We start from the raw sequence: 22,012 nt of genomic DNA, 5'->3' as shown, positions 1-22,012 counted from the left end.
CTCAGTTGGGCAGCGGCGGCGGTGGGCGGTCCGCGTCGTCGGACGAGGCCGGCTCCGAGGGTGCCTGATATTCGCCGTAATGCTTGTAGGCGTAATAGTGATAGTAGCCGTACTCCTGCCGGTTCAGATCGACCGCGTTCAACACGACCCCGACGGTCTTGGCGCCGACGTCGAGCATCGAGCGGACGCTGTGGCGCGCCAGATCGTTGTTCGTGGAGAAGGCGCGCACGACGAGCACCGTGCCGTCGACGAGCGTCGACAACACCGCGGCGTCGGTGACCGCGACGATGGGAGGGCTGTCGATGAGCACCCGATCGAAGCGCCCCTTGAGCTTCTGGAGCAGCGCGCGGAAACGGTCGCTGTGCAGGAGCTCCGCCGGGTTCGGCGGGATGTGTCCGGCCGGGATCACGTAGAGGTTGGGCACATCGGTCTTGAGCGCGTCCTCGTCGTCGATCACGGAGTCGTCGAGGAGGGCGCTCGTGACGCCGATATCCGGGCCCTTCTTGAAGATCTGATGGAGCCGGGGCTTGCGGAGATCTCCGTCGATGAGGACGACCTTCTGTCCGGCCTGCGCCATCGCCACGGCGATGCAGCAGCACACCGTGGTCTTGCCCTCGGCGGGCCCGGCGCTCGAGATGAGGAGCACCTTGTAGGGCTGGTCGGGCGACATGAAGAGCAGGTTGGTCCGGATCGCGCGGGACGCCTCGGCGATCCCGCTCGTCGGCTGGTCGTGGACGATGAGCTCGCGCCGCACGGGCTGCGCCGCGACCTTGCCGCGGTGGCGCGGCCTGTGGCGCTTGGCATTCTTTTTATCGCGTTCGTCGAACTCCGGGAGGAGACCCAGGAACGGCAGCCCGAGCTCCCTCTCCACGTCGTCGGGCGTCTTCACCGTGCGATCGAGCATCGCCCGCCCCATGGCGGCGCCGATGCCGAGGAGCAGCCCGGCCAGGACGCCAAGCGCGATGTTGACGGCGACGCGGGGCCGGATCGCCTTGCGCGGCGCGCTCGGCCTGTCGACGACCCGGATGTTGTTCACCCGCATCATCCGCTGGAGATCGCTCTCCGTCGTGCGCTCCAGCACGAGCTGATATAGCTTCTCCGTGTTCTCTTTGGTCCGGCGGAGGCGATCGTACTCGATATTGAGCGAGTTCAGCTCGAACGCTTGCTTCTTCGAGTTGTCGAGCAGCGCCGCGAGGCCGGCCTCCTGGCGCCTCACGATGGCGAGATCGCGATTCACCGCCCCCTGAACATTCTTGATCTCGGCGATCAGCGCGCTTTGGTTCGCGGCGACCCGCTCGGTCGCGGCCCGCACCTCGGGGTGGTTCTCGCCCTTGCCGGAGCCGATGAGCGCGTCGCGCTCGCGGACGTACTCCTCGTGGCGCTCCCGCAGCGTCCGGAGCAGCGGGCTCTCGATGAGCTCGGAGGCGGGGAGCTCGATCGGCTTGCTCGGGTCGACCTTCGACAGCTCCTGGCTGCGCGCCGCGACCTCCTCGCGCTTCGTGCGCACGCTCGTGAGCGCGTCGTTGATCTGCTTCATCTCCTCGCGGAGCATGTTCGTCTGATCCTCGAAATCGACGTCGAGGATGTTCTTGCTGAGCTTGAACTCGTGCAGCGAGGTCTCGCTCGACTCGAGATCGTTCTTCAACCTGTCGAGCTGCGTCCTCAGCCACTCGACCGCCGAGTTCGTGGACGCGAGGGCGTCGTCGAGGTTCTGCTCGACGTAGACGTCCATCAACGTGGACAGGACGCGCTGGGCCCGCGCGGGATCCGCGTCGTTGAAGCGGACGATCGCGAGGCGGCTCTCCTTCACCGGCTCGACCGAGAGCCGCTCGCGCAGGAGGTCGGCGGCCTCTTCGGGGCTCACCGACATGGGGGCCGGGGGCGTCGCGTCCGAGGGGAGGTTCTTCAGGAAATAGGCATCGCTCTGCAGGTTGAGCTTGGTGACCACCAAGAGCACCACCCGCGTCGACTGCATGACCTTGTACTGGGTCTCGTAGTATTCTCGGTTGTTCCAGTACGAGCCAGCGCCCATGTCGACCACGGAGTCGAACCCGCGGCCGAGCGGCCGGGGAGGGTTCGGGTCGAACTGCACGGTCGCCGCGGACTGGTAAATTTTCTTCTGCCCGAGCGTGTAGAACGTGACGCTGAGCGCGACCGCGATCAGCGTGGTCAGCGCCGTGGTCCAGTGCTTGCTTACCGTCCGCCATGCGGTGAGGAGGTCGAGGGTGCGCTCGCTCGGCGCGTCATTCCGGTCGGAGGTCGTGGAAGCTGCTCTGGATTCGTCGGCCATAAGTCGTGCGCTCGACGCGCTTGCGGCGGGGTAGGGCGCCTTTCGGGCGCTAAGGTGCCCCCCGAGCCTCCAAAATTCAAGCGAACGCTGGGTTCAGGGGGCCGATGTAGGTGAGCTTGCGCTTTGTCCTGTGGCTTCCCGCCAGCGGCCGGGTCGCGCAGGTCGCGCGGGCTTCACGATCGGGGACCCAGGGGGCGGCATGTGAAAATGACAGCGCGCCGGGCGCGGTGGCGCGTGGAGCGGGCAGACCGGCGCGGAGAGCTGCCTCTCCACGGCGATGGACTACACTGCCGCCGTGCGTGGGCCGGACGACGGCGCGCTCGGCCTGGGACGTGGCATCGATGGAACCAACGCCTTTCGGGATGAGCGGTCCGGTGGCGAGCGCGCTTTGCGCGGCCGTCGTGCTCGCCGCGAGCCATGCTTCCGCCGACTGGCGCGCTGCCCGACACGATCCGCAGCGCACCGGCGCCACGCCGTCGACAAGCAATATCGTCAAGCCGGCGCCGTACTGGCGCGCCTACCTCGGCGGCTCGCTCACGTCGGGCACGGTGCTCGCTGGCGACGCGGACCAGGATGGGGAGACCGACCTGCTCTTCGTGTCCGGCGGCCGGGTGGTGCTGTCCGGTACGCGAGGGGACGTCCGCTGGCGCACCCCCTCGCAGGGCTTCAAGTCGCTGCACGCGCTCGAGGATCTCGACGGTGACGGGCTGCTCGAGGTGGTCGCGCTGACGGGGGCGGGGGCGGCCGTCGTCGAGGGCCGGAGCGGCGCCGTCGCGTGGATCGAGCACGGGTCGGAGCTCGGGACGCTCAACGCCGCGCGCCTCGCGGACTTCGACGGCGACGGCCGCCTCGACCTCTTCCTCGACGAGTGCGGCTGTTGCTCGGTGCGCACCGACAGTCCAGGCGTGATCTACAGCTTCGCGAGCGGGTTCCGCGACGTGGAGAGGCTACCCACCCTCCCGACGCGCTCGCACTGCGGCGCCTCGAGCGACACGGTGGGGGACTGGGACGGCGATGGGATAGCCGATCTCCTGCTCGCCTCCCACGATCAGATGTTCCTCGTCTCGGGCACGGGGGAGGTCTTCGCCGAGTCGGCGAAGATCGGCGCGTACCTCGGCGCTGCTGTGTGCGAGGCCGTGTCGCTCGGCGGTCTCGAGAGCCCCGGCCAGCACGCGCTCTGCTTCCAGAACCGCGTGTTCGGCGTGCAGGGCGGGCGCCAGGTCACCCTGCTCGCGTACCGGCCGGGCGAGGCGCCCTCCCTGGCGGTCGTCTGGCAAAAGGCGCTCGGTCCCAACGTCGGCGGCGACGCCCGAGCGCCCACGCGGCTCGCGTGGGACCTCGACGGCGACGGCGCGCTCGAGGTGCTGGTGAGCGGGAATGACGGCGCCGCCTGGAACACCTACGTGCTCGACGCCGCGACGGGCGCGGAGCTCGCCGATATCCCCGACGAGATCGCGCAGGGCGCGGTGTCGGGGGACGGCGCGACGCAGTGGATCATCACGTCGCGCGACGAGCGCGTCTCCGCGTTCCGGTACAGCGCGCGCGACGTGCCGCGGGTCCAGCCGCTCTGGTCGCTGGGCGGCGAGCGCGTGCTCACGAGCATGGACTGGTCGCGAGCGCGCAGCACGGGGCTCATCAGCTCGCTCATCATGCCGGATCTCACGGGCGACGGGCGCGGCGAGCTCCTGCTCGAGGCGACGTCGGAGCCGGTCTTGCTCAGGGGATACGAGGTGACCCAGGGGCGCGCCTCGGCGGTCGCGACCTACCCCCTCGAGGCCGGCGTGGGCGTCGCGGGGGTCGAGATGCCGGCCGCGCTGCTGCCCGGGTCGCCGCGGGTCGTGGTCTCGCGCAACGACGGGTTCCTGACGCTGCTCGACGCCTCGCTCTCGCCCACCAACCTGGTGCAAGAGGGGCGCGACACGCTGCCCGGGCTGCGCGTCGGCGGCTACAACACCGGCCCGGGCGCCTTCGTCAGCTTCGGCCGGGCTCCGATCGCGGCGAAGCTCCTGCCGGGCGACGCGGGGGCCGGCGTGGTCGTCGTCGACAGCCGGGGCGACCTCATCCGCATCGCGTCCGAGGGGGCCGGCAACGTCGCGCCGGCCAAGGCGGCCTGGCGTGTGAAGGACGCGTTCGGCGCCTCCATCGCGCCCGCCGAGGGGAGCGCGCCGGCGACGCTCGCGTGCTTCCGGCGGCGGCACCCGCTCACCGATCCGGCGAAGTACGCGATCGCCACGCTGGGGGCGAACGGCGAGCAGCTCGGGGAGGTCCCGCTGGACGCGCCGCCCGCCTGGGACGTCCTCCACGGGGATCTCGACGGAGACGGCGCGAAAGAGCTGATCGCGCTGACGGTCGATCAGAACCTGCGCACGGACGTGCTCGCGCTGGGCGGGAGCGGCGAGATCCGGTGGAAGCACCGCATCGACGCCGCGGCCGGGACGCAGGCCGCCGCGCTCGCCGACTGGAACGGGGACGGCGCGGAGGACGTCGTCCTCGCGATCAACACGCCCCGGGTGCTCTCCGGCCGGGATGGCGCGGTGATCGGCGAGAGCCGCGAGCGGGTCGCCTATTTCATGCCCATCCTCGCGAGCGTTTCCGGCGATCCGAAGCCGGAGATGACGCTGCAAGGGGGGCCGGACCCCGCGCGGACGCTGCCGCACGACCTGGGCTCGGCGCTGTGGAAGGGCACGAAGGACAGCCGTCCCTACCCGCACGGCGCGGTGGTCAGCTGCGGGGGCCGAGCGCGGCTCATCGAGGGGGAGTTCTTGAACCCCGCGCGCCTCACGTTCACCGAGCTCGACGGCGCCGCCGCGGGGCAGTCGAGCTTCACCGTCCTCGCCGGCGAATCCCAGTTCCCCGACGAGCGTGCGGCTGCCCAGGCGGGCGCCGCCATGGGGCAGCTCGGTGACGTCGCCGTCTCGCAGAACCTCACGGGGCGAGCGTCCGCGGGCCCCACCGTCGTGGTGGGCTCGACCAACGGCGTGCTCTACGCCGTCGACGCGTGCTCAGCCCAGGTCGTGTGGGCTTATGCCTTCGGCGAACCGGTCGGCTCACCGAGCCTCGCGGACACCGATGGTGACGGCAACGACGATATCGTCGTGAGCGTCGCCGATGGGTATCTCTACAACCTGAGGCACGAGATCCTGCCAGCGCCCGAGCATGTGTGGGACATCGATCCGAGCCAGGACGAGCCCCGCGAGGACGTCGACGAGATCGACACGACAGACACGCTGCACGCGGCGTGGTCCAAGGTCCCTGGCGCCGTGTCCTACGAGGTCGCGGTGGTCGGCGGCCAGGGCGATTATGTGACCACGCCTTCGTGGCGGGCCGTCGGCGACGTGTCCGAGGCGTCGATCCGCGGGCTGCCGCTCCTCGAAGGCGCGAAGTACTACGTGGGTGTGCGCGCGGTCTCTGCGGCTGGCCTCTCCCCGGACCGCGGCTCGGATGGCGTCATCGTGCGAACGCCTCAAGGCAGTGGCGGCGGCGGCGGAAGCGGTGGCGGCGGCGGAAGCGGCGGCGGCGCAGGCGGCGGCGGCGGAAGCGGCGGCGGCGCAGGCGGCGGCGGCAGTGGTGGTGGCGCCAGCAGCGGCCGTGGTGGCGGTGACGGCGGCCGTGGTGGCGCGGGCGGGTTCGACGAGACGCTCCTCTATGGCCGCGGCTGCGCCTGTTCCGGCGCTCCAGCGCAGCGCGGCGTGCCCCGAGCAGCCGGCCCCAGCACGCTCGCCCTTGCGCTCGCGCTCTTCGCGAGGTCCCGCGGGCGCCGCGGCGTGAGGCGCGCGCGCTCGGGCGACGGGAAGACGCCCCCCGCTGCCGGGTGATCCGCTGGGCAGCGCCGCCCCTCGGGCCGTCTCCGGCGCGCGACGCTAGACGCCCACGCTGCGCCCGAGCGCCAGCGCGAGCGCGAACGCCGAGAGCAGCAGCAAGAGGGCTCCGCGCGCGTACCGCCGCGAGGGCGCGTCGATCACGAAGGCGAGCCGCATCACGCCGACGAGCACCGACGGGCCGAACACGCCGAAATGGCGGACCAGCGGCGCGGGCAGGAGCACAAGCCACGCCGCCATGCACGCGCTGCTCAGCGCGCTCCCGATCGGGAGCGCGCGGCGCGAACGCTCGCCGGAGAAATAGACCGACATGGGGTCCGTGATGAGCGGCGCCATCCCGGAGACCAGCATCGTCGGCGTCATCGCGTCGTGCGCGGCGCCGGACCGGGGCAGCTGCGGGATCGGGACGGCGAACAGCGCGTAGATCGCCGCGCCGACGAGCGCGAGCGCCGCGGCCGCCGGGAGCCAGCCGCGCAGGGCGCGCGCCTGCCGGCTCGCCTCGTCCGGGAGCGCGCTCGCCTCCACGACGGCGCGCGCCGCGAACGACTGCGACGCGATCGAGAGGGCCACGACGAACGACCAGTAGAGCACCTGCTGGCCGACGAGGTGGTCGTCGATGAGCGCCATGTTGGCGCTGAGCGATATCGGGTAAACGACGACCGTGGAGAAGTTCGCGATGGAGTACGGCACCGCGCGCCGGATGGCGATCATCGCGTAGCGCACCGCGCGCCGGATCCGGGTCGGGCGCACGAGGAGCAGCGCCGGCGTGGCGCTGGCGAGCCCGTTGGCGATGCAGACGGCGGCGGGGTGGCCTGCCAGCGCGGCCATCGCGGAGACGCCCGGCGAGAGGACGAGGAGCGGCGCGAGCGACTGCAGGTAGCGCCCCTCGCGCTGCCAGATCGGCCAGATGCTCGGCGAGACGGCCGCGAACAGCGAGCAGGCGCTGAAGATGGCGGTGACCAGCCCCGCCACGCCGCGCAACCCGGCGGTCTGCTCGTACGCGAGCGTGAAGGTGAAGGCGAGCGCGGCGAGGACGGCGAGCGCGCCGCCGGCGAGCGCCCGGCCGCCCCTTGTCGAGAGCGCGCGCGTCCGGCGCGCCAGGGTCGGGGTGAGGCCGGCGGCCACGAGCGAGACGGCGACCATCCCCCGCGACATGTAGTTGGCGAGCTCCGCGACCGCCGCGGGCCCGGCCGAGAGCGCGAGCAGCCACTGGATCCCGAGCGACATGGCGCGCGGCAGCAGGACGGCGAACGCCACCCCCGCGCCGCCTTGCAACAAAGCGCGCAGCGACGGCAGCTTCTTCATGGAACGTTTCGCCTGGGCGTGACGGAGGCGCGCTTGGCCACGAGGGCCGGCAGTGTCCTACGGGGTGAGCGTAGGCGCCAGCGCCTTCGCCTTCTCGTCGAGCAGGCGCCTCCGCAGCTCGGCGTTATCGCCGCCGCGCCGCCCGTTTTGCTGCAGCACGCGCTCGATCGCGTGCGCCGCCTCGACGTGCGCGCCCGCCCTGCTCGCGGCGTCGGCCAGCTTGAGCAGGCGCTCCTCCGTCGGCTCGTCCTGCGCCGCGCGGGCATAGTAGGTCACGGCGGAGGTGAGGTCCTTCCGCGCGGCGAGCAGATCGCCGACCCACGTCGCCGCCGCAGCGCACGCCGCGGGCGCGCCGCACGACGCGGACATCAGGTCGCGGATCGCGGGGGAGAGGTGCTCGGAGGAGGGTATCTGCGCCGCCGCCTGGACCCTCAGGCGATGACAGGCGGCCCGGTTGTCCACCCGCTCGCAGCGCCCCGCGAGCACCTGCTCCGCCTCCTCGGGCCTCTTGCGCAGGAGGAGCAGCCGCGCGCGGAGCTGGACAGCGAAGAACGAGCTCTCCTGACTGCCCTGGATCGCCGCGGCGTGCTCCTCGATCTGCCGCTCGCAGGCGGCGCGGCGCGCTGCGGCGTCCTCCGCGCCGCCGCAGCGGGGCGAGAGCGGATCCTCCAGCATCGAGAGCAGCGTGTCGCCGGCGGCCCAGTGGGCGGCGACGCGGGTCGGGGCGCGCGCTATCGCCTCTTCTGCGCACCGGAGCCGCAGCTCGGTGTCGCCCTGGGGGCTCCACCCGGTCGCCATGCGCTCGAGCATCTCGGCCCCGGCTCGGCCCTCGGGCACGGCCCGCAGCAGGTCGTCCCAGCCCCGGGACCACTGCCGCGCGAGGCCCGCGGCCGCGGCGGTCACGTCGCGGTCATCCTCCACCGCCAGTCGGAGGCTCAGGAGCGCCTGCTCCCTGGCGCCGCGCGACGCGAGCACCTCGGCGAGCAGGAGGTGGGCGCGGCCGTTGCGGTGCGAGCGCTCGAGCGCGCGTTGCAGCCAGGGGAGCGGGCTCATGCTCCGGCCCTGGAGCGCGGCCACCGCGCCCAGCAACGGAAAGTAGGGCTCCGCCGGGTGGCGGAGCATCGCCGCGCGGAGCTCCTCGCGCAGGCGCGGCCAGCCGGCGCCGCTCGCCGCGCCGGCGTCGGTCATCGCGCGCAGCGACCGGCGGTCGTGATCGACATCGCGCCAGCCGAAGCTGCACATCAAGGCGATCATCGCGAGCCCGGACGCCGTGGCGCAGGCGGCCATCTGCCACGCTCGCCGCGGCTCCGCGCCGGGCTCGTCCGAGGGAGCCCTGCGCAGCGGCCGCTCGCGGCGGTGGGCCTCGCCCCAGAGCGAGCCCAGGGTCGCCGCGAGCGCGATCGTGACGCCGGGCACCTCGAGGCCGAGATCGAACAGGTTCTGCGCGAGGAGGACCACGCAGCCGACCCAGGCGCCGATCGACGCGGTGGTCCCGCGCAGCGCGATCTTGCCCGGGCGAAACGCGACGCCGAGCGCGGCGAGCGCCGCCGCCGCCACCGGGATGCCCCACTCCGCCGCCCACTGGATCACGAAGTTCTCGGCGTGCGTGAACACGATGTTGCCCGGCCACTGCCGGTAGGCAGGGAACACCGTCTCGAACGCGCCGCGGCCGACGCCGAGGAGCCAGTGATCCGCGAGCAGCGGGAGCGTCGAGTAGAACAGCGCCAGCTTGTCGAGGTTGTCGTCCGCGAGCTCCGACAGCGTGCGGTTCGTTGTGGCGAGCGCAGCGAGCAGCGCGCCGCCGCCGATGGCGAGGAGCCAGAGCCACCAGGCCGCTGTGCTGAAGCCGCGGCTGCCCGGGCGCTGCTGCCGGGCGCGCCGCCGCCGCGAGATCAGCGCGAAGAGGGCGAGGCCGAGCGGCAGCACGAGCAGCCCTCCGCGAGAAGACGCGATGACACCGACGCCGACGATCGTGGTGAGCCCGATCCCGGTGACCCAGGACGGCAGCAGCGGCCTGCTCGTGAGCAAGAGACCGAGGCCCGCGAGGGCTCCGAGGTTCAGGTACCCGGCGAGGTTGTTCGGGTTGAGCAGCGGCCCGACGTGCCACGCAGCGACGGAGAACCGCGGCTGATACAGGCCGAAGACCTGTGTTGCCCCGAGCAGACCGTGAGCGATCGTCGTGAGCGCGGCGACGAACGCGCTGCCGAAGACGAGCGTGATTCCCAGCCTCGCGCCGAGCCTCGCGCCCACGAAGGCGGCCGTGATGAAGACGCCGGCGTACGTGAGCCATTTGGTGGCCTCGACGAGCGTGGCCCCCGGGTCGAGCGAGATGCTGGCGTACCGCGGCGCCGCCTCGCCGAGCGGCATCAGGGCGCGCGACCAGACGTCGGCGCTCGCCGGCGACAGCCGCTCGAGCCACGAGAGCGGCATGGGCACGGCCTGCAGCAGCGTATAAGCGGTCAGGCCGAGGAGCGTGAGCGTCGGCAGCGCCCGCACATAGCTCTGCCGGTCCGCGCCGAGGGCGCTGGCGCGGAGCGTGAGCGCGGTCGCGATCGCCGTGACCAAAGACACAAGCGCCAGCGTGGGCGTGTGCACCGCGCCGATCGCGAGCACGGACCCTGCGACGATCAGCGCGAGGAGCCACGGGATCACGCGCTCGGCGGTGGGCGCGGCCGCCCCCCCTGGATGGCTCCGCGTCGAGGCGCCTGTCGAGCGCCGCCGCTCGCCTGGCGACCTCGGCTTCAGACGTGTGTAGTCCGGCTCCACGGCGCGTCAGGGTAGTCGATCTGCGTCGCAGCGGGACGGGATTGCTCCTATCCATCCTCCGCGATCCCGGTCTCGGACAGCGCTCGGCCGACGCGCTGTACGCGGACAACGCCGAAGGGTTGAGCTGGAACGGGTAGCTCAGGGCGTCCCTCGAGCGCGCGCCGAACTACGCCTCTGGCGAGCAGCAGGCCAATCACGATCTCCTCTACCTCGACCCCGCAAATCGCTTGTTCCCGCGCGCCTCCGGCGGCGCGATCGTCATTGCCCTGACGGGCTCTCGCGCCGCCGCGACCCTGGTCACCGAGAACCTTTCCCGGGAGCGCGAGCCTCACGCGGATCTCCCGAGGATGCCGCTCGCGCGGCCGTCCCCGTGGTGTAGAGTGCGCCGCGTGCTCACGATCTCGGCACATCCTCTGCTCGACGCCGCCGTCTTCGTCACGACCTTCCCCGCGCCGCTCGGCGAGCTGCCGGGGAGCGACGCGCTCGGCGGCCTCCTGTCCGACAAGGCCTCGGCCCCGTTCCGCTCGGACGACGCCGTGCGATCGGCGGTCCGCGATCTGCTCCGGCACGGCGGGTACAAGCCGACCGGCCGGGGCAAGCCGGCCTCCGAGTACCTCATCCGCGCCGCCGAAGGGGGTTCGCTCGCGGCCATCAACGCGGCCGTGGACGCGTGCAACGCCGTGTCGCTGCACACCGGCCTGCCCATCAGCGTGATCGATCTCGACCGCGCCCGTCCGCCGCTCCGCATCGACGTCGCGCCCGCCGGCGCCCGCTACGTGTTCAACGCCTCGGGGCAGGAGATCGACCTCGAGGGGCTCCTCTGCATCTTCGACGCGGAAGGCCCGTGCGCGAACGCCGTGAAGGACGCGCAGCGGACGAAGACGCACGCGGCGACGACGCGCACGCTCTCTGTCGTCTGGGGCAGCCGCGCGCTGCCGGGCCGCGCGGCGGCAGCGGCCGCCTGGTACAAGGAGCTGCTCGCCGGCATCGGCGCGGCGACCTCGGACGCGCCGATCGTGGCCTGAGCGCGCCGCCGCGCGGGTCATCGCCTCCCACGCGCGCCGCCGCGACGCGCCCTACGGCTACGGCGCAGGAGGGTCGGGCAGCGTGATCACGCTCTCGTCCTTGTCGGTGAGCCACCGCCAGTTGTCGACGAGCCCGGTCGAGTCGAGCTGGTGGTCTCCGGCGTCGTACGCCCCCCACCGGATCTTGATCTCCGAGCTCGGCTCCACGGGCGCCGACGTGACGAGCCAGCTCGTCCCCGCGCGGCTCTCGAACCCCGTGCCGAGCAGCTCCCGGGTCCCCCGGGTGCACGCGTACACCCTGCCGTCGAGATCGCAGGGCGGGCCGCCCGAGCAGGTGCAGACGTCGATGAAGGTGCTGTTGACGCTCATCGCGTTCCTCTGGCTGTCGAAGAGGATGTGGCCATCGATGAGGTTGACCGGCCGCGGCGAGAGGAACGCGACGAAGTAATCGTTGAAGCTGTCGCAGACGACTGGCCAGTCGAACGTGACGTAATTGACGTTGAACGCGAAGCCGTGGACGTTCGACGGGACCCGGAGGGTGATCTCGACGGCGGTCGGGTCGGACGGCTTCGCTTGCACGATATCGTCACAGTTGCGAGGGTCCTTCGGGAAGCCCTCGGGGAACTCGCCTTCGTACTTCTTGTCGAAGCCTTCCGGGCTCTCGAACCCCTCGTCGTTCTGCGTCCGCGCCGTGCCGCTCGAGAGGGCGAGCAGCCGCGAGCCCGCCCTCGGCGGGACGTTGGGCCCGAACGCGGGGAGGATGCCGTGCCCGAGATGGAAGTTGGCGAGCAGCTCCGCTTGCTGCGGCGGCGGCGAGCCGTCGACCATGACCCAGGCCGCGGAGACCACGCCCCACTCGCGGGGCCCGGACGACATCTTGCACAGCTCGACCGCCTTCGCGGCGCTGAGCGGATCCAGGTCGTCGAGCGGGATCCCGTCGTCGCACGGCTCGGGCACGTTGTCGGGGATGCCGTCGCAGTCGTCGTCCACGGGCTCCGGCGCGGCTCCGCCTTCTCCACCGACCGTCGGGAGCTCGAGCGCTCGCGGGTTGATCAGCGCGTTGCAGTCGTTGCAATCGCCATCGGCCTCCGTGAAGCCGTCGCCGTCGGCGTCGTCGTCAAGCGAGCCGCCACAGTCCGCGCCCCCCGCTCCCGCGGACGCGCCGACCGTCGTGTCGGCTGTCGTGTCAGCCGTCGTTTCGGCCGCCGTGGGCGGTGCGCCGCCGGTGCTGGAGGCGCTCGCCGCGCCGCCCTCCCCGACACCAAGGCCGCCTACCGGTCCGATGTTCCCGGTGCAGGCCGTGCCCAGACACCCGGCCGCTGTGATGAGGCTCAAGAAATTCAACCAAGGTTTCATCGGTGCTCCTCGAGGTCGCATGGAACCAGGGAGGTTCGGTCGATCCGGCGATACGGGAGTCGTCGATGATTTTATCAGCAGAAGCGGCCGCAGCAGTCAGCCCATCCCAGCAAAGGCCGGTGCTTTTTTGTGAGTTGAGTTCCCACATCATGGCACCTGTATCCGACCCAGGCGCCATGGTCAGGCGCGCTCCGGGAGCCCACGAAAAGGCGAGCCGTGTCGACAAAACGCAGAGCGCCGGCGCTTCGACAGCGCCGGCGCTCTCGGCCGCTCCGAGGGACCGCCAGGGTCCGACCCGCGCACACGCAGCGGGCGGAGCGTTCTGAACGATCAGGCCTCCGCGCCGACTTCCTTCTTGCCCTTGCGCTTCGGCTCCTTCTTGCTCCCGGAGCCGTTCGCGGCGGCGGGGACAGCGGCGAGCGTCGGGCGCAGCAGATCGTCGGCCAGCTTGGCCGCGCGGTCCGTCTTCTCCCACGTGAACTCGTCGCGCCCGAAGTGGCCGTACGCGGCCGTCTTGCGGTAGATGGGCTTCAGCAGATCGAGCTGCTCGATGATCGCCTTCGGCCGCATGTCGAAGTTCTGCATGATGTACTTCTCGAGCACGTCCTCACCTACGCGGCCCGTGCCGAAGGTGTTCACGTGGACGCCGACCGGCTGCGCGACGCCGATGGCGTAGGCGATCTGCACCTCGCAGCGCGCCGCGAGCTTGGACGCGACGACGTTCTTCGCGACGTAGCGCGCGTAATAGCAGGCGGAGCGGTCGACCTTCGTCGGGTCCTTGCCGCTGAAGGCGCCGCCGCCGTGCCGGCCCATGCCGCCGTAGGTGTCGACGATGATCTTGCGGCCGGTGAGGCCGGCGTCGCCGAAGGGGCCGCCGACAACGAAGCGGCCGGTGGGGTTCACGTAGATCTTCGTGTTCCGATCCATCAGCTTGGCCGGGATGCACTTCTCGATGATCATGCTCCGCACCGCGTCGACGATCGTCTTGTGCTTGACCTCGGGGTTGTGCTGCGTCGACACGACGACGGCGCCGACGCGCACGGGCGTCTGATCTTCGTACTCGATCGTGACCTGGGTCTTGCCGTCGGGGCGCAGCCAGTCGAGCTTCTTGGATTTGCGGAGATCGGCGAGCTTCCGGGCGAGGCGGTGGGCATAGCTGATCGGGGAGGGCATCAGCTCCGACGTCTCGTCGGTCGCATAGCCGAACATCAGCCCCTGGTCGCCGGCCCCCTGCTCCTTGAAGAGGCCCTCGCCCTCGGTGACGCCGCGGGAGATGTCGGGCGACTGCTTCTCGATCGCCGTGAGCACCGCGCATGTCTCGTAGTCGAAGCCCATCGAGGCGTCGGTGTAACCGATGTCCTTGATCGTGTTGCGCACGACGACGGGCATGTCGACCCACGCCGAGGTGGTGATCTCGCCGGCCACGACGGCCATCCCCGTCTTCACCAGGGTCTCGCAGGCGACGCGGGCCGTCGGATCTTTCTCGAGGATCCCGTCGAGAATGGCGTCGGAGATCTGGTCGCACACCTTGTCGGGGTGTCCTTCGGTGACGGACTCGGATGTGAACTGGTAACGGCGCATGAATCGCTCCTTCGGCGGGACTCGAGAACGGACCACTACGCATAGTTCGAGCGCGGGGAACCGTCAACGCGAGCCGCGGCCTTCCACGGACAAAATCGCCGGCCGGACGAGCTGCCTCCGTCATCAGCGTGGCGCGTGGCCGGCGCGGCGGCTGGAGTGGCGCGCGGCCGGAGCGGCGGCTGGAGTCGCGCACGATGTCGACGTTGGGCTCGACGTTGGGCTCGACGTTGGGCTCGACGTTGGGCTCGACGTTGGGCTCGACGTTGGGCTCGACGTTGGGCTCGACGTTGGGCGCGCCGGCTGCTGCCTGGGCAGCACTCGCACGCGGCCAACCCTGCATCCTCGCTTCCCTGCTCCCTCGCACCCTCGCTTCCCTGCTTCCCGGTGCGCCCGCTCCCCCGGCCCCGGGCGAAGGAGCTGCGCTGCCGACGGGGAGCTCGCCGGCAGGCCGCCAGCGAGACCGGACGAGCGCGTGGCGTGGGGTCTCCCGAGCGGGCGCGCTCCCGGAGGCGCGCCCCGAGAGGCTATGATGCCGCGCATGACGTTCGACGAGATCAAGGCGTGCCTCGAGCGCGAAGGCTGGGCCGTGGAGGTCGTATCCAACGACAGCTTGCGCAGCGACTTCCAAGGGGCCGAGCGGCTCTTCCCGCTGTTCGTGCGGCTCTCGCCTCCCTTCGTCGTCTTCGCGGTGATCCCGTTCGTGAGGCTCCCGATGGAGCCCGAAGAGGGCGACGCGATCGTGCGGCGCCTCCTCCAGCTGAACCGCGAGATCAACATGGCCAAGCTCTCGGCCGACGAGGAGGGCGACGTGATCCTCAGCGTCGAGTACCGCCTCGAGGACCTCGATCCGAGCGAAGTGCGCGACGCCGTCGATGTGCTCTCGTTCTATGCGAACAAGCACTATGCCGAGCTCGTGGCGCTCGCAGCGCAATGAGCGGCCCCCGGCCTTGCTTCAAGGCAGGATCTGCTCCTCTCTGGGCTTGATCCCCTCGTGCGCCCTTAGCTCGGTGCGCACGACGCGGACGCGCCGCACGTCGCCCCCGCGGACGACGGTGAGCTCGACGGCGCTCCCGACGGCCCCGCGGAGCCGATCGCGCACCGCTGCCGACGAGAGATCCCGGACATAGACGCCATCAATCATCATGATCTCGTCGCCCGGGATCAGCCCGGCTCGCTCGGCGGCGAGGCCCTGAGGCACGTCGCGCACGTAGAGGGCCTGCGACTCGTTATCTCGCCCAAGGACGGCCCCGATGGATCCCACGCTCGCGGTGCACCCTGCGGCCACGAGCAGGAGCGCCGCGCTCCAGGACCTGCTTTCCACGGCGGTACCATAGCGCCGACGAGCCCCCGCGCGCTGCCATTCCTCCCGCTGGGCATCCCCGGAGCGCGCGGCGGGGCGCGGCAGCCACGTCAGACCGGCTCCAGCGGGCGCGCGCCCTCATCGAGTGCGCAGCGCGCAGCGCGCAGGAGCGAGAGTGTGATTTTACAGGAAGGAAGCGCTCGAGTGTGGCTGTTGCGCACGAACGTGGGGTGCGAAACATCGTTCTCAGTGGAGCTGTCGGAGCGCAATCGACTACGCGGCTGGTGGTGAAGAGGCGCTGGGTACGCCCTGGAAAGCGCGGCGTTGCGCCGGGGCTCCGGCTTGCGGCGATCTGTCACGCCATGGCCATCGAGAGGTCGCAATCCAGTTGGTCCCCGGGGGCGGCTGCCCTAGAGTCCGGGCCGGAGCCGCCGATGACCGACCCGTGCGTTGCTGCCGAGAGCTCGACACCTGCCGCTCAGTCCGGCGGTGTGCCCGGCGGCTGGAAGATGCGCATGGAGGACCCGTTCAATCGCTACTATCGGTACCCGATAGCGCGCTGGATCGTGCGGGCGCTGATGAGGACGCCGGTCACGCCGAACCAGGTGACGCTGGTTCAGCCGCTCTTTGCGGCGCTGGCCGGTTACCTGGTGACGTTCGATGATCCGGGGCACCTCATCGCCGGCGCGCTCGTGTTCGAGCTCCGCTCCATCCTGGACTGCGTGGACGGCGCGCTCGCGCGGGCGAAGAAGATGGTGAGCCCCGCCGGTCACGCCATTGACGGCCTGGCCGACTGGCTCGGTGTGATCTTTCTTTATGCCGGCATCTTCTGGCACTTTCGCCTTCACCCGCCGCCGGAGGGCCCGTGGAGCGCGACCGTGTCCACGAGCGCGATCCTGCTGGTCGCGCTGCTCCAGGGGGCGCTGCGCTCTTTCTCCGCGGACTACTTCAAGCTCAAGTACTGCTCGATCTTCGAGCGGGGCATCGACGAGACGGCGGACGTGCTGCGCCGCAAGGTCCAGGCGCTCGGCCCCTCCTCGTCGTTCTTTGCCCATTTCGATGTCTTCATCGGGCGGATGGGGCACCTCGCCTTCGAGCACGAGTGGTTCGATCCGGAGCGGAGCCAGTCGTCCACCGGCGCGGACCAGGTAAAGCAGCTGATCCGGGAGGAGGCGTCGCCGCTCACGCGCCTCATCGGCGCGCTCTGGGCGATATCGAACGGCGATGCGTTCCTGTCGATGGTGGTGCTGACGCTCCTCGTGGACCAGCTATGGCTGGGTCAGGTCTTCTTCGCGACGGGCGGGGTCGTCTGGATCGTCGCGGCCATCTTCCTGAACGGCTGGTTTCTCCGCGGCGCATCCCGGCGCGCGAAGCTGGCCGTGGCCTGAGCTCGGCTGCGGGCTGCGCCGCCGAGCTCGGTCCGCTCTAGGACACCGAACACGTCGAAGCCCGGAGAATTTTCACAGGGAGCAGCCGTGTTTCCCGTCAAGAGGTGGCTGCGGTGAAAGACCAGGGTCGGCGCGCCTTCACCATCGCGTTGAGGATGGTCAGGAGCTTGCGCATGCAAGCGGTCAAGGCGAGCTTGGCGGGCTTGCCAGCGGCGACCAATCGCTCGTAGAGCGACTGGAGGACCGGGTTGCAGCGCAGGCCCGAGACGCACGCCATGTAGAGCATCGAGCGCACGGGGGTGCGCCCACCGCGGATGCAACGGCGGCGCTCCTTGCCGCCGCTTTCGTCGTTGAACGGCGCAAGACCGGCGAGCGAGGCGATGGTCTTGCGGTCGAGCGTGCCGAGCTCGGGCAGCTCGACCAGCAGCGTCCGCGCCGTGCCCGGGCCGACGCCGGGGACGGTGCGGAGCAACTGGTCCTTCGCGCGCCAGATGTCGCTGCGCTCGATGTGGCCCCGCAGGTCCTCGTCGATGTCCGCGATCTCCTTGGTCAGCCAGTCGATATGGCGGTCGAGGCTAGCGAGCACGCGCTGAGTGCGTCGTGGTCCGAGCAGCGTGGAGCGTCGATTTTTCTCGGCGACGAGCTCTTGCATGAGCTGCCGGCGGCGCGCCAAGAGCTGCTCCAGGGCGAGCGTCGTCTCGTCGGGCATCTCGGTTCGCGATGGCTGCATGGCCGCCGCAAAGTGGGCGATGCACCTGGCGTCGAGCTTGTCGGTCTTGGCCAGCCTCCCGCTCGCCTTGGCGAAGTCGCGCACGTTGCGCGGATTGACCACGGCCACGGGCAGCCGCGCGACGCTGAGCGCGGCGAGCACGGTCATTTCGAAGCCGCCGGTGGCCTCGAGGACGATGAGCGCCGGTCCGATCGACGCCAGTTCCTTCGCCAGCGCCAGCAGACCGTCGTCGTCGTGAGCGCACCGCCACTCGCGCTTGGCCTCGTGCAGCGCGATGTCGAGGTGCTCCTTCGAAACATCGATGCCTACGTACTCTGCCATACTCTGGGACTTTCTTCCGGACGATGACGAAACGATCTCCCCGGCGCGCCCACCCTTGCAACAATGCGAGCTCTGGCTCAGGCAGCCGTTCGGGCTCTGCGAGGAGACCTACACCGCGGCGACCTCAGCTCCCTGACGGTCTTCCAGACCAGGGCGGGGTCGATCTGCCGCGGGGCAGCTTTGTTAACGCTTCGGCGCGCCCCCGACGAGCTTTCCCCCCAAGCTCCCCAAGTTGCCGGTCTCCCCCCGGGCCCCCCTCATCAGCGACGACGACGACGTAGACCAGGCGCTCCCGAGGGTCATACAAGGCGGGGAGGCGGGGAGGAAGAAAGAAAATGAATTTCTCTCTCTTGCCGTCTCTCGCTCCCCGCGTCCCCGCCTCCCTGTGAAATTCCTGCTTTCTCTCGTGGTCTCAACCCGTTTGTCGCCCTAGAGCGCTCGCCAGGCGGCGGGCCTTCTCCACGTCCTCTTCGAAGTCGATCTCGGTCCAGGGCAGGTCGTCGACGCGCTCGATGCCGAACGGAACCTCCTGGAAAGCGCGATCCATCGCGGCCTCGTACTCCTGATCGAGGCGGCCGGCGGAGACCTCCTCCTCCAGGAGGCGCTGCATCGTCCGGCCGCCTTGAGGGCCGACCTTGGCGAAGCCGACGGTCTCGCCGGCGAGGTCCCAGTCCTTGCCGACGCGGCGCGCGATCTTGAGGACGCGGTCGGCGCGGACGCCGACCATCATCTCTTCGCCGCTCTCCTCCGAGCTCGCGTCGACCAAGAGGCAGTTCTCGTGGGGCGAGCCGACGAGGCGCCGCAGCAGCGCGGCGGGGTACAGCACGTCGGCGTCCATCCACAGCCCGCCGTCCGACAGCCGGTCGGCCGCCACGTGGAGCGAGACGATGCTGCCGTTCGTGAAGCGCGGGTTCTTGACGAGCTCGACCTTCATCGAAGGGCGGAGCGACGCGAGCGCCTCCTCGATCATCTCGTGCCGGAAGCCGACGACGATCGTCAGATCGGTGACGCCGCTCTCGGTGAGGTTCACGAGGTGGCGCTCGAGCAGCGTCTTGCCCTCGATCGAGATGAGGCACTTGGGCGCGTCCCGGCCGATGCGCCGGCCGCGGCCCGCGGCGAGCAGGATCGCCCTCATCGGCGCGCCTCGGCGGCGAAGCGGGAGGCGAGCTCCGGCGGGGTCTCCGCGACGCGGCCGATGCCCTTCACGGTGCCGCCCTCGACGAGGGCGAGCACCATGACCGGGCCCGGCTGCACAAGCGCGACGCGCAGCGACGCCTCGAAGGACTCGACGGAGTCGGCGCGGTGCGTGGCGCGGTAGCCGACCGCGCTGGCGACCGACTCGAGCTTGACGTCGCCCGAGATCGTCCGCTGCCCGCCCGTCGAGGCGTGGGATCGGTTGTCGAGGACGACGTGCAGGAGGTTGGCCGGCCGCTCGCTCCCGACGCTGGCGAGGGCGTTCATGCCCATGAGGACGTTGCCGTCGCCGTCGAGCACGAAGATCCGCTTGCGCGGCTGCGCGAGCGCGAGGCCCAGGCCGATCGACAGGCCGAGCCCCATCGAGCCGATCATGTAGAAGTTCGAGGGCCGATCCTGCGTCGTGTAGAGCTCGCGGCCGATCATGCCGTTGCAGCAGACCACGAGGTCGTCCTTGCCGACCGCCGCCGTGAACACCTTCAGCGCTTCGAGCTTGTTCATTCGAGCACCCCCGCGGGCACGATGAGCGCCGCCGGCTGCCTTGTGGAGAGCATGGTGTCCTTCGCCCACCGCACCTGCGGCCCCATCGGCTCGGCGGCGCGGAGGACGCGGTGCGGGATCTTCATGAGATCGAGGATGGGGAGCATGATCTCGCCCATCATGATGTGCTCCGGGGCGTCGTTGCCGCCCTCGCCGCGCCAGGAGATGACGAGCAGCGTGGGCACCTCGTACATCGTGCTGAGCGAGGCCAGCGCGTTCACGGAGACGCCGAGCCCCGAGTTCTGCATCAGGACCATCGGCAGCCTTCCGCCGAGCCAGGCGCCGAAGGCCATCCCGATAGCGCTGTCCTCGCGGGTCGCCGAGATGTAGCGGGCGCTCTTGTCGGCGTCGAGCAGCGAGACCAGGCCCTTCAAGAGCGAGCAGGGCACGCCCGCGAAGAAGTCGAACCCCGCCTCCTTGAGGGCGGCGACGAACTCGGGCGCATACGATTTGCCTGAACCGTGGGACATGGCCTCACTCCTTGATGAGCGCCCAGGCGCGACGGTAGTCCTCGAACGTGTCGATCTCGAGCCACCCCTTGTAAACGTCGATCGCCTGCACGTCCGCGCCGCGGTCGACGAGCTCCTGGAGCAGATCGGGGAAGGTCGCGCTGCGGAGCGACTCGGCCTCGTGGAACTTGCCCGCTGCGCGGGTCTCCTGCAGCTGGTGGTAGCAGTCCGTGAGCAGGCGCGCGCCCTTCGCGGTGAACATGGCCATGCCGACGAACTCGCCGTGCGCCTCGCTCGCCGGGATCGCGCGGCCGACGCGGGCCACCCGGTGCGGCGCCTCGGCGCCCACGAAGCGGTAGCCGGCCTCCTGCGCGTCCTTCAGGGCCACGAGGTCGGGCACGCCGCGCGCGTCCTTGGGCCGCTGGCCCTCGGCGTAGGCGCGGTCGACGACGATCGAGATGTCCGCCGGGCTCTTGAGGAGCTTCTCGAGGTGGCCGCGCTCGAACACGATGTCGCCGTAGAGGAAGAGGAACGGCCCGCTCAGCTCCTTGGAGGCGCGGAAGAGCGAGGAGACCTCGTTCGTCGTCGCGTACTCGTCGTTGTCGTAATAGCGGGCGTTCGGGACCTTGATCGCCTCCTTCTTGTACCCGCGCACGACGGCGACGTCCTTGACGCCGCACGCGTTGAGCACGTCGATCTGCCGCTCGAGGATGCTCTTGCCCTTCAGATCGAGCATCGGCTTCGGCAGCTCCTCCGTGAGCGGCAGGAGCCCCTGGCTCTGGCCCGCGGCGAGGATGACGGCGGTGACGCCCGGGCTGCCGGAGGGCAAGAAGCTCGACTCTTCCTGCTTCATCTTGTCGACGCCCACGAGCTGGTAGACGCGCTCGAGCGGGACGACCTTGTCGTCGACGCTGCCGGTGTACATCTCGCGCTTCAGCGTCTGGAGCGTCTCCGTCATCGCCTTGATGGACGAGCGGATCGCGTGGTTCGCGAAGATGATCAGCTTGAAGCCGGCCTTGTGCAGGGTGTCGACGCTCGTCGTGCGGTAGATCGTCGGCACGCAGACGAGCGGCGTGTTCGGGCGATCCCACGCGCGGGCGAAGGAGAGCACCTCGTCCGGGTCCTTGCTCTTCGAGTGGATGAGGACCATGTCGGCGCCCGCGTCGGCGTAGGCGCGGCCGCGGCGGAGCGCCTCCTCCATCCCCCAGCCGGCGATGAGCGCCTCGGTCCGCGCGATGACCACGAAGTCGCGATCCCGCTGCGTCGCCTTCGCCGCGCGGACCTTGAGCGCGTGCTCCTCGACGTCCGCCAGCTCGCGCTTCACGCCGGCGTAGAAGCTGCAGCGCTTCGGGAAGATGTTGTCTTCCATGCAGATCGCCGCGATGCCCGCCGCCTCGTACTCCTCGACGCAGCGGACGACGTTGACGGCGTTGCCGTAGCCGTTGTCGCAGTCCGCGACGACCGGGAGCGACGTGTTGTTCATCATCTTGGCGGCCTGGAGGTTCTCCGCCATCGTGAGGATGTTCGCGTCCGGCACCGCGTAGCTCGCGGAGATCTCGAAGCCGGAAGCCCAGAGCCCGTCGAACCCTGCCTCTTCACCGATCTTTGCGGAGAGCCCGTTGTGCGCGCCGATGATGACGATCGGCCCGGGGCGGGCCATGAGTTCGCGCAGCTTCCTGGCTTTGGTCACGTCTCCTCCATCCCTCCGCGCGGTGTTGTCAACTCGGCCCGGCGGGAGATCGCGTCCGCGTGCGCCGCGGTGCGCGTCTCCGACGGGCGGCGTCCCGTCGTCACCGCGCGCGGGCAGCTCCGGTGGGCGCCTGGTCTCGCTCTCCTCCCTGGGGAGCCAGGCCTCACAACGGGCCCTGCCTTAACACCGTTCGCCAGTCCCGCCAATGCCAGGGCACGACCAGGGCACGACCGGAGCAGGCGATCGCGGAGGCACTCGT

The 22,012-nt window shown here is 70.5% G+C and carries 15 protein-coding genes; 4 read left to right on the top strand and 11 right to left on the bottom strand.

Annotated elements, in window-relative coordinates; all coding sequences use genetic code 11:
• Position 1 precedes the first annotated feature (1 nt).
• The gene (locus WME90_RS38335) at positions 2-2,290 is read right to left on the bottom strand and encodes a GumC family protein (RefSeq protein WP_437277031.1); all 2,289 of its coding nucleotides are present in this window, start codon (positions 2,288-2,290) and stop codon (positions 2-4) included.
• A 341-nt stretch (positions 2,291-2,631) separates the two neighbouring features.
• On the opposite strand from WME90_RS38335, the gene WME90_RS38330 reads away from it, so the two are divergent.
• Positions 2,632-6,105 carry an FG-GAP-like repeat-containing protein gene (locus WME90_RS38330; RefSeq protein ID WP_437277030.1) on the top strand — a complete coding sequence of 1,158 codons (3,474 nt, stop codon included), beginning with the start codon at positions 2,632-2,634 and terminating at the stop codon, positions 6,103-6,105.
• A gap of 45 nt (positions 6,106-6,150) precedes the next feature.
• Here the strand turns inward: WME90_RS38330 and WME90_RS38325 are convergent, their stop codons facing one another.
• On the bottom strand, positions 6,151-7,413 hold the full coding sequence (locus WME90_RS38325) for a hypothetical protein (protein ID WP_437277029.1): 1,263 nt from the start codon (positions 7,411-7,413) through the stop codon (positions 6,151-6,153).
• Between the two features lie 57 nt (positions 7,414-7,470).
• Positions 7,471-10,065 (bottom strand): O-antigen ligase family protein, encoded by a 2,595-nt coding sequence (locus WME90_RS38320; RefSeq protein ID WP_437277028.1) that lies wholly within the window; start codon positions 10,063-10,065, stop codon positions 7,471-7,473.
• Positions 10,066-10,568: 503 nt separating this feature from the next.
• On the opposite strand from WME90_RS38320, the gene WME90_RS38315 reads away from it, so the two are divergent.
• Positions 10,569-11,204 (top strand): phenylalanine--tRNA ligase beta subunit-related protein, encoded by a 636-nt coding sequence (locus WME90_RS38315; protein WP_437277027.1) that lies wholly within the window; start codon positions 10,569-10,571, stop codon positions 11,202-11,204.
• A 57-nt stretch (positions 11,205-11,261) separates the two neighbouring features.
• Here the strand turns inward: WME90_RS38315 and WME90_RS38310 are convergent, their stop codons facing one another.
• Positions 11,262-12,560: a hypothetical protein gene (locus WME90_RS38310; RefSeq protein ID WP_437277026.1), complete on the bottom strand. Its 1,299-nt coding sequence runs from the start codon at positions 12,558-12,560 to the stop codon at positions 11,262-11,264.
• Positions 12,561-12,890: 330 nt separating this feature from the next.
• The gene (gene metK, locus WME90_RS38305; RefSeq protein ID WP_437277025.1) at positions 12,891-14,141 is read right to left on the bottom strand and encodes a methionine adenosyltransferase; all 1,251 of its coding nucleotides are present in this window, start codon (positions 14,139-14,141) and stop codon (positions 12,891-12,893) included.
• A 538-nt stretch (positions 14,142-14,679) separates the two neighbouring features.
• Here metK and WME90_RS38300 point away from each other — a divergent pair.
• Positions 14,680-15,075 (top strand): YbjN domain-containing protein, encoded by a 396-nt coding sequence (locus tag WME90_RS38300; protein WP_437277024.1) that lies wholly within the window; start codon positions 14,680-14,682, stop codon positions 15,073-15,075.
• Positions 15,076-15,093: 18 nt separating this feature from the next.
• On the opposite strand, the gene WME90_RS38295 is transcribed toward WME90_RS38300, so the two are convergent.
• Complete coding sequence (locus WME90_RS38295) at positions 15,094-15,462, bottom strand: PDZ domain-containing protein (protein ID WP_437277023.1); 369 nt, start codon at positions 15,460-15,462, stop codon at positions 15,094-15,096.
• A 413-nt stretch (positions 15,463-15,875) separates the two neighbouring features.
• Between WME90_RS38295 and WME90_RS38290 the strand changes: the two genes are divergently transcribed.
• A complete protein-coding gene (locus tag WME90_RS38290) occupies positions 15,876-16,829 on the top strand; it encodes a CDP-alcohol phosphatidyltransferase family protein (protein ID WP_437277022.1) in 954 nt (317 codons plus the stop codon).
• Between the two features lie 97 nt (positions 16,830-16,926).
• Here the strand turns inward: WME90_RS38290 and WME90_RS38285 are convergent, their stop codons facing one another.
• The 5 genes from WME90_RS38285 to WME90_RS38265 all read right to left on the bottom strand — a co-directional run bounded on the left by WME90_RS38285 (position 16,927) and on the right by WME90_RS38265 (position 21,753).
• Positions 16,927-17,880: an IS110 family transposase gene (locus tag WME90_RS38285; protein WP_437277021.1), complete on the bottom strand. Its 954-nt coding sequence runs from the start codon at positions 17,878-17,880 to the stop codon at positions 16,927-16,929.
• 412 nt (positions 17,881-18,292) lie between these two features.
• Positions 18,293-19,015: an NTP transferase domain-containing protein gene (locus WME90_RS38280; RefSeq protein ID WP_437277020.1), complete on the bottom strand. Its 723-nt coding sequence runs from the start codon at positions 19,013-19,015 to the stop codon at positions 18,293-18,295.
• Positions 19,012-19,575 carry a thiamine pyrophosphate-dependent enzyme gene (locus WME90_RS38275; RefSeq protein WP_437277019.1) on the bottom strand — a complete coding sequence of 188 codons (564 nt, stop codon included), beginning with the start codon at positions 19,573-19,575 and terminating at the stop codon, positions 19,012-19,014. Before WME90_RS38275 ends, WME90_RS38280 begins: the two co-directional genes overlap by 4 nt.
• Complete coding sequence (locus tag WME90_RS38270) at positions 19,572-20,084, bottom strand: thiamine pyrophosphate-binding protein (RefSeq protein WP_437277018.1); 513 nt, start codon at positions 20,082-20,084, stop codon at positions 19,572-19,574. The genes WME90_RS38275 and WME90_RS38270 overlap by 4 nt, the downstream gene beginning before the upstream one ends.
• 4 nt (positions 20,085-20,088) lie before the next feature.
• Positions 20,089-21,753 (bottom strand): isocitrate lyase/phosphoenolpyruvate mutase family protein, encoded by a 1,665-nt coding sequence (locus tag WME90_RS38265; RefSeq protein ID WP_437277017.1) that lies wholly within the window; start codon positions 21,751-21,753, stop codon positions 20,089-20,091.
• Between the last annotated feature and the right edge of the window lie 259 nt (positions 21,754-22,012).

The sequence above is a fragment of the Sorangium sp. So ce375 genome, from assembly GCF_051473855.1.
In the GTDB taxonomy this organism is placed as follows: domain Bacteria; phylum Myxococcota_A; class Polyangia; order Polyangiales; family Polyangiaceae; genus Sorangium.
This window is presented reverse-complemented; position numbering and strand designations above follow the sequence as displayed.

Excerpts from the sequence above, each read along its gene's own strand:
- WME90_RS38335 (WP_437277031.1), bottom strand. The coding sequence starts at position 2,290 with ATGGCCGACGAATCCAGAGCAGCTTCCACGACCTCCGACCGGAATGAC.
- WME90_RS38330 (WP_437277030.1), top strand. The coding sequence starts at position 2,632 with ATGGAACCAACGCCTTTCGGGATGAGCGGTCCGGTGGCGAGCGCGCTT.
- WME90_RS38325 (WP_437277029.1), bottom strand. The coding sequence starts at position 7,413 with ATGAAGAAGCTGCCGTCGCTGCGCGCTTTGTTGCAAGGCGGCGCGGGG.
- WME90_RS38310 (WP_437277026.1), bottom strand. The coding sequence starts at position 12,560 with ATGAAACCTTGGTTGAATTTCTTGAGCCTCATCACAGCGGCCGGGTGT.
- metK (WP_437277025.1), bottom strand. The coding sequence starts at position 14,141 with ATGCGCCGTTACCAGTTCACATCCGAGTCCGTCACCGAAGGACACCCC.
- WME90_RS38300 (WP_437277024.1), top strand. The coding sequence starts at position 14,680 with ATGACGTTCGACGAGATCAAGGCGTGCCTCGAGCGCGAAGGCTGGGCC.
- WME90_RS38290 (WP_437277022.1), top strand. The coding sequence starts at position 15,876 with ATGACCGACCCGTGCGTTGCTGCCGAGAGCTCGACACCTGCCGCTCAG.
- WME90_RS38285 (WP_437277021.1), bottom strand. The coding sequence starts at position 17,880 with ATGGCAGAGTACGTAGGCATCGATGTTTCGAAGGAGCACCTCGACATC.
- WME90_RS38280 (WP_437277020.1), bottom strand. The coding sequence starts at position 19,015 with ATGAGGGCGATCCTGCTCGCCGCGGGCCGCGGCCGGCGCATCGGCCGG.
- WME90_RS38275 (WP_437277019.1), bottom strand. The coding sequence starts at position 19,575 with ATGAACAAGCTCGAAGCGCTGAAGGTGTTCACGGCGGCGGTCGGCAAG.
- WME90_RS38270 (WP_437277018.1), bottom strand. The coding sequence starts at position 20,084 with ATGTCCCACGGTTCAGGCAAATCGTATGCGCCCGAGTTCGTCGCCGCC.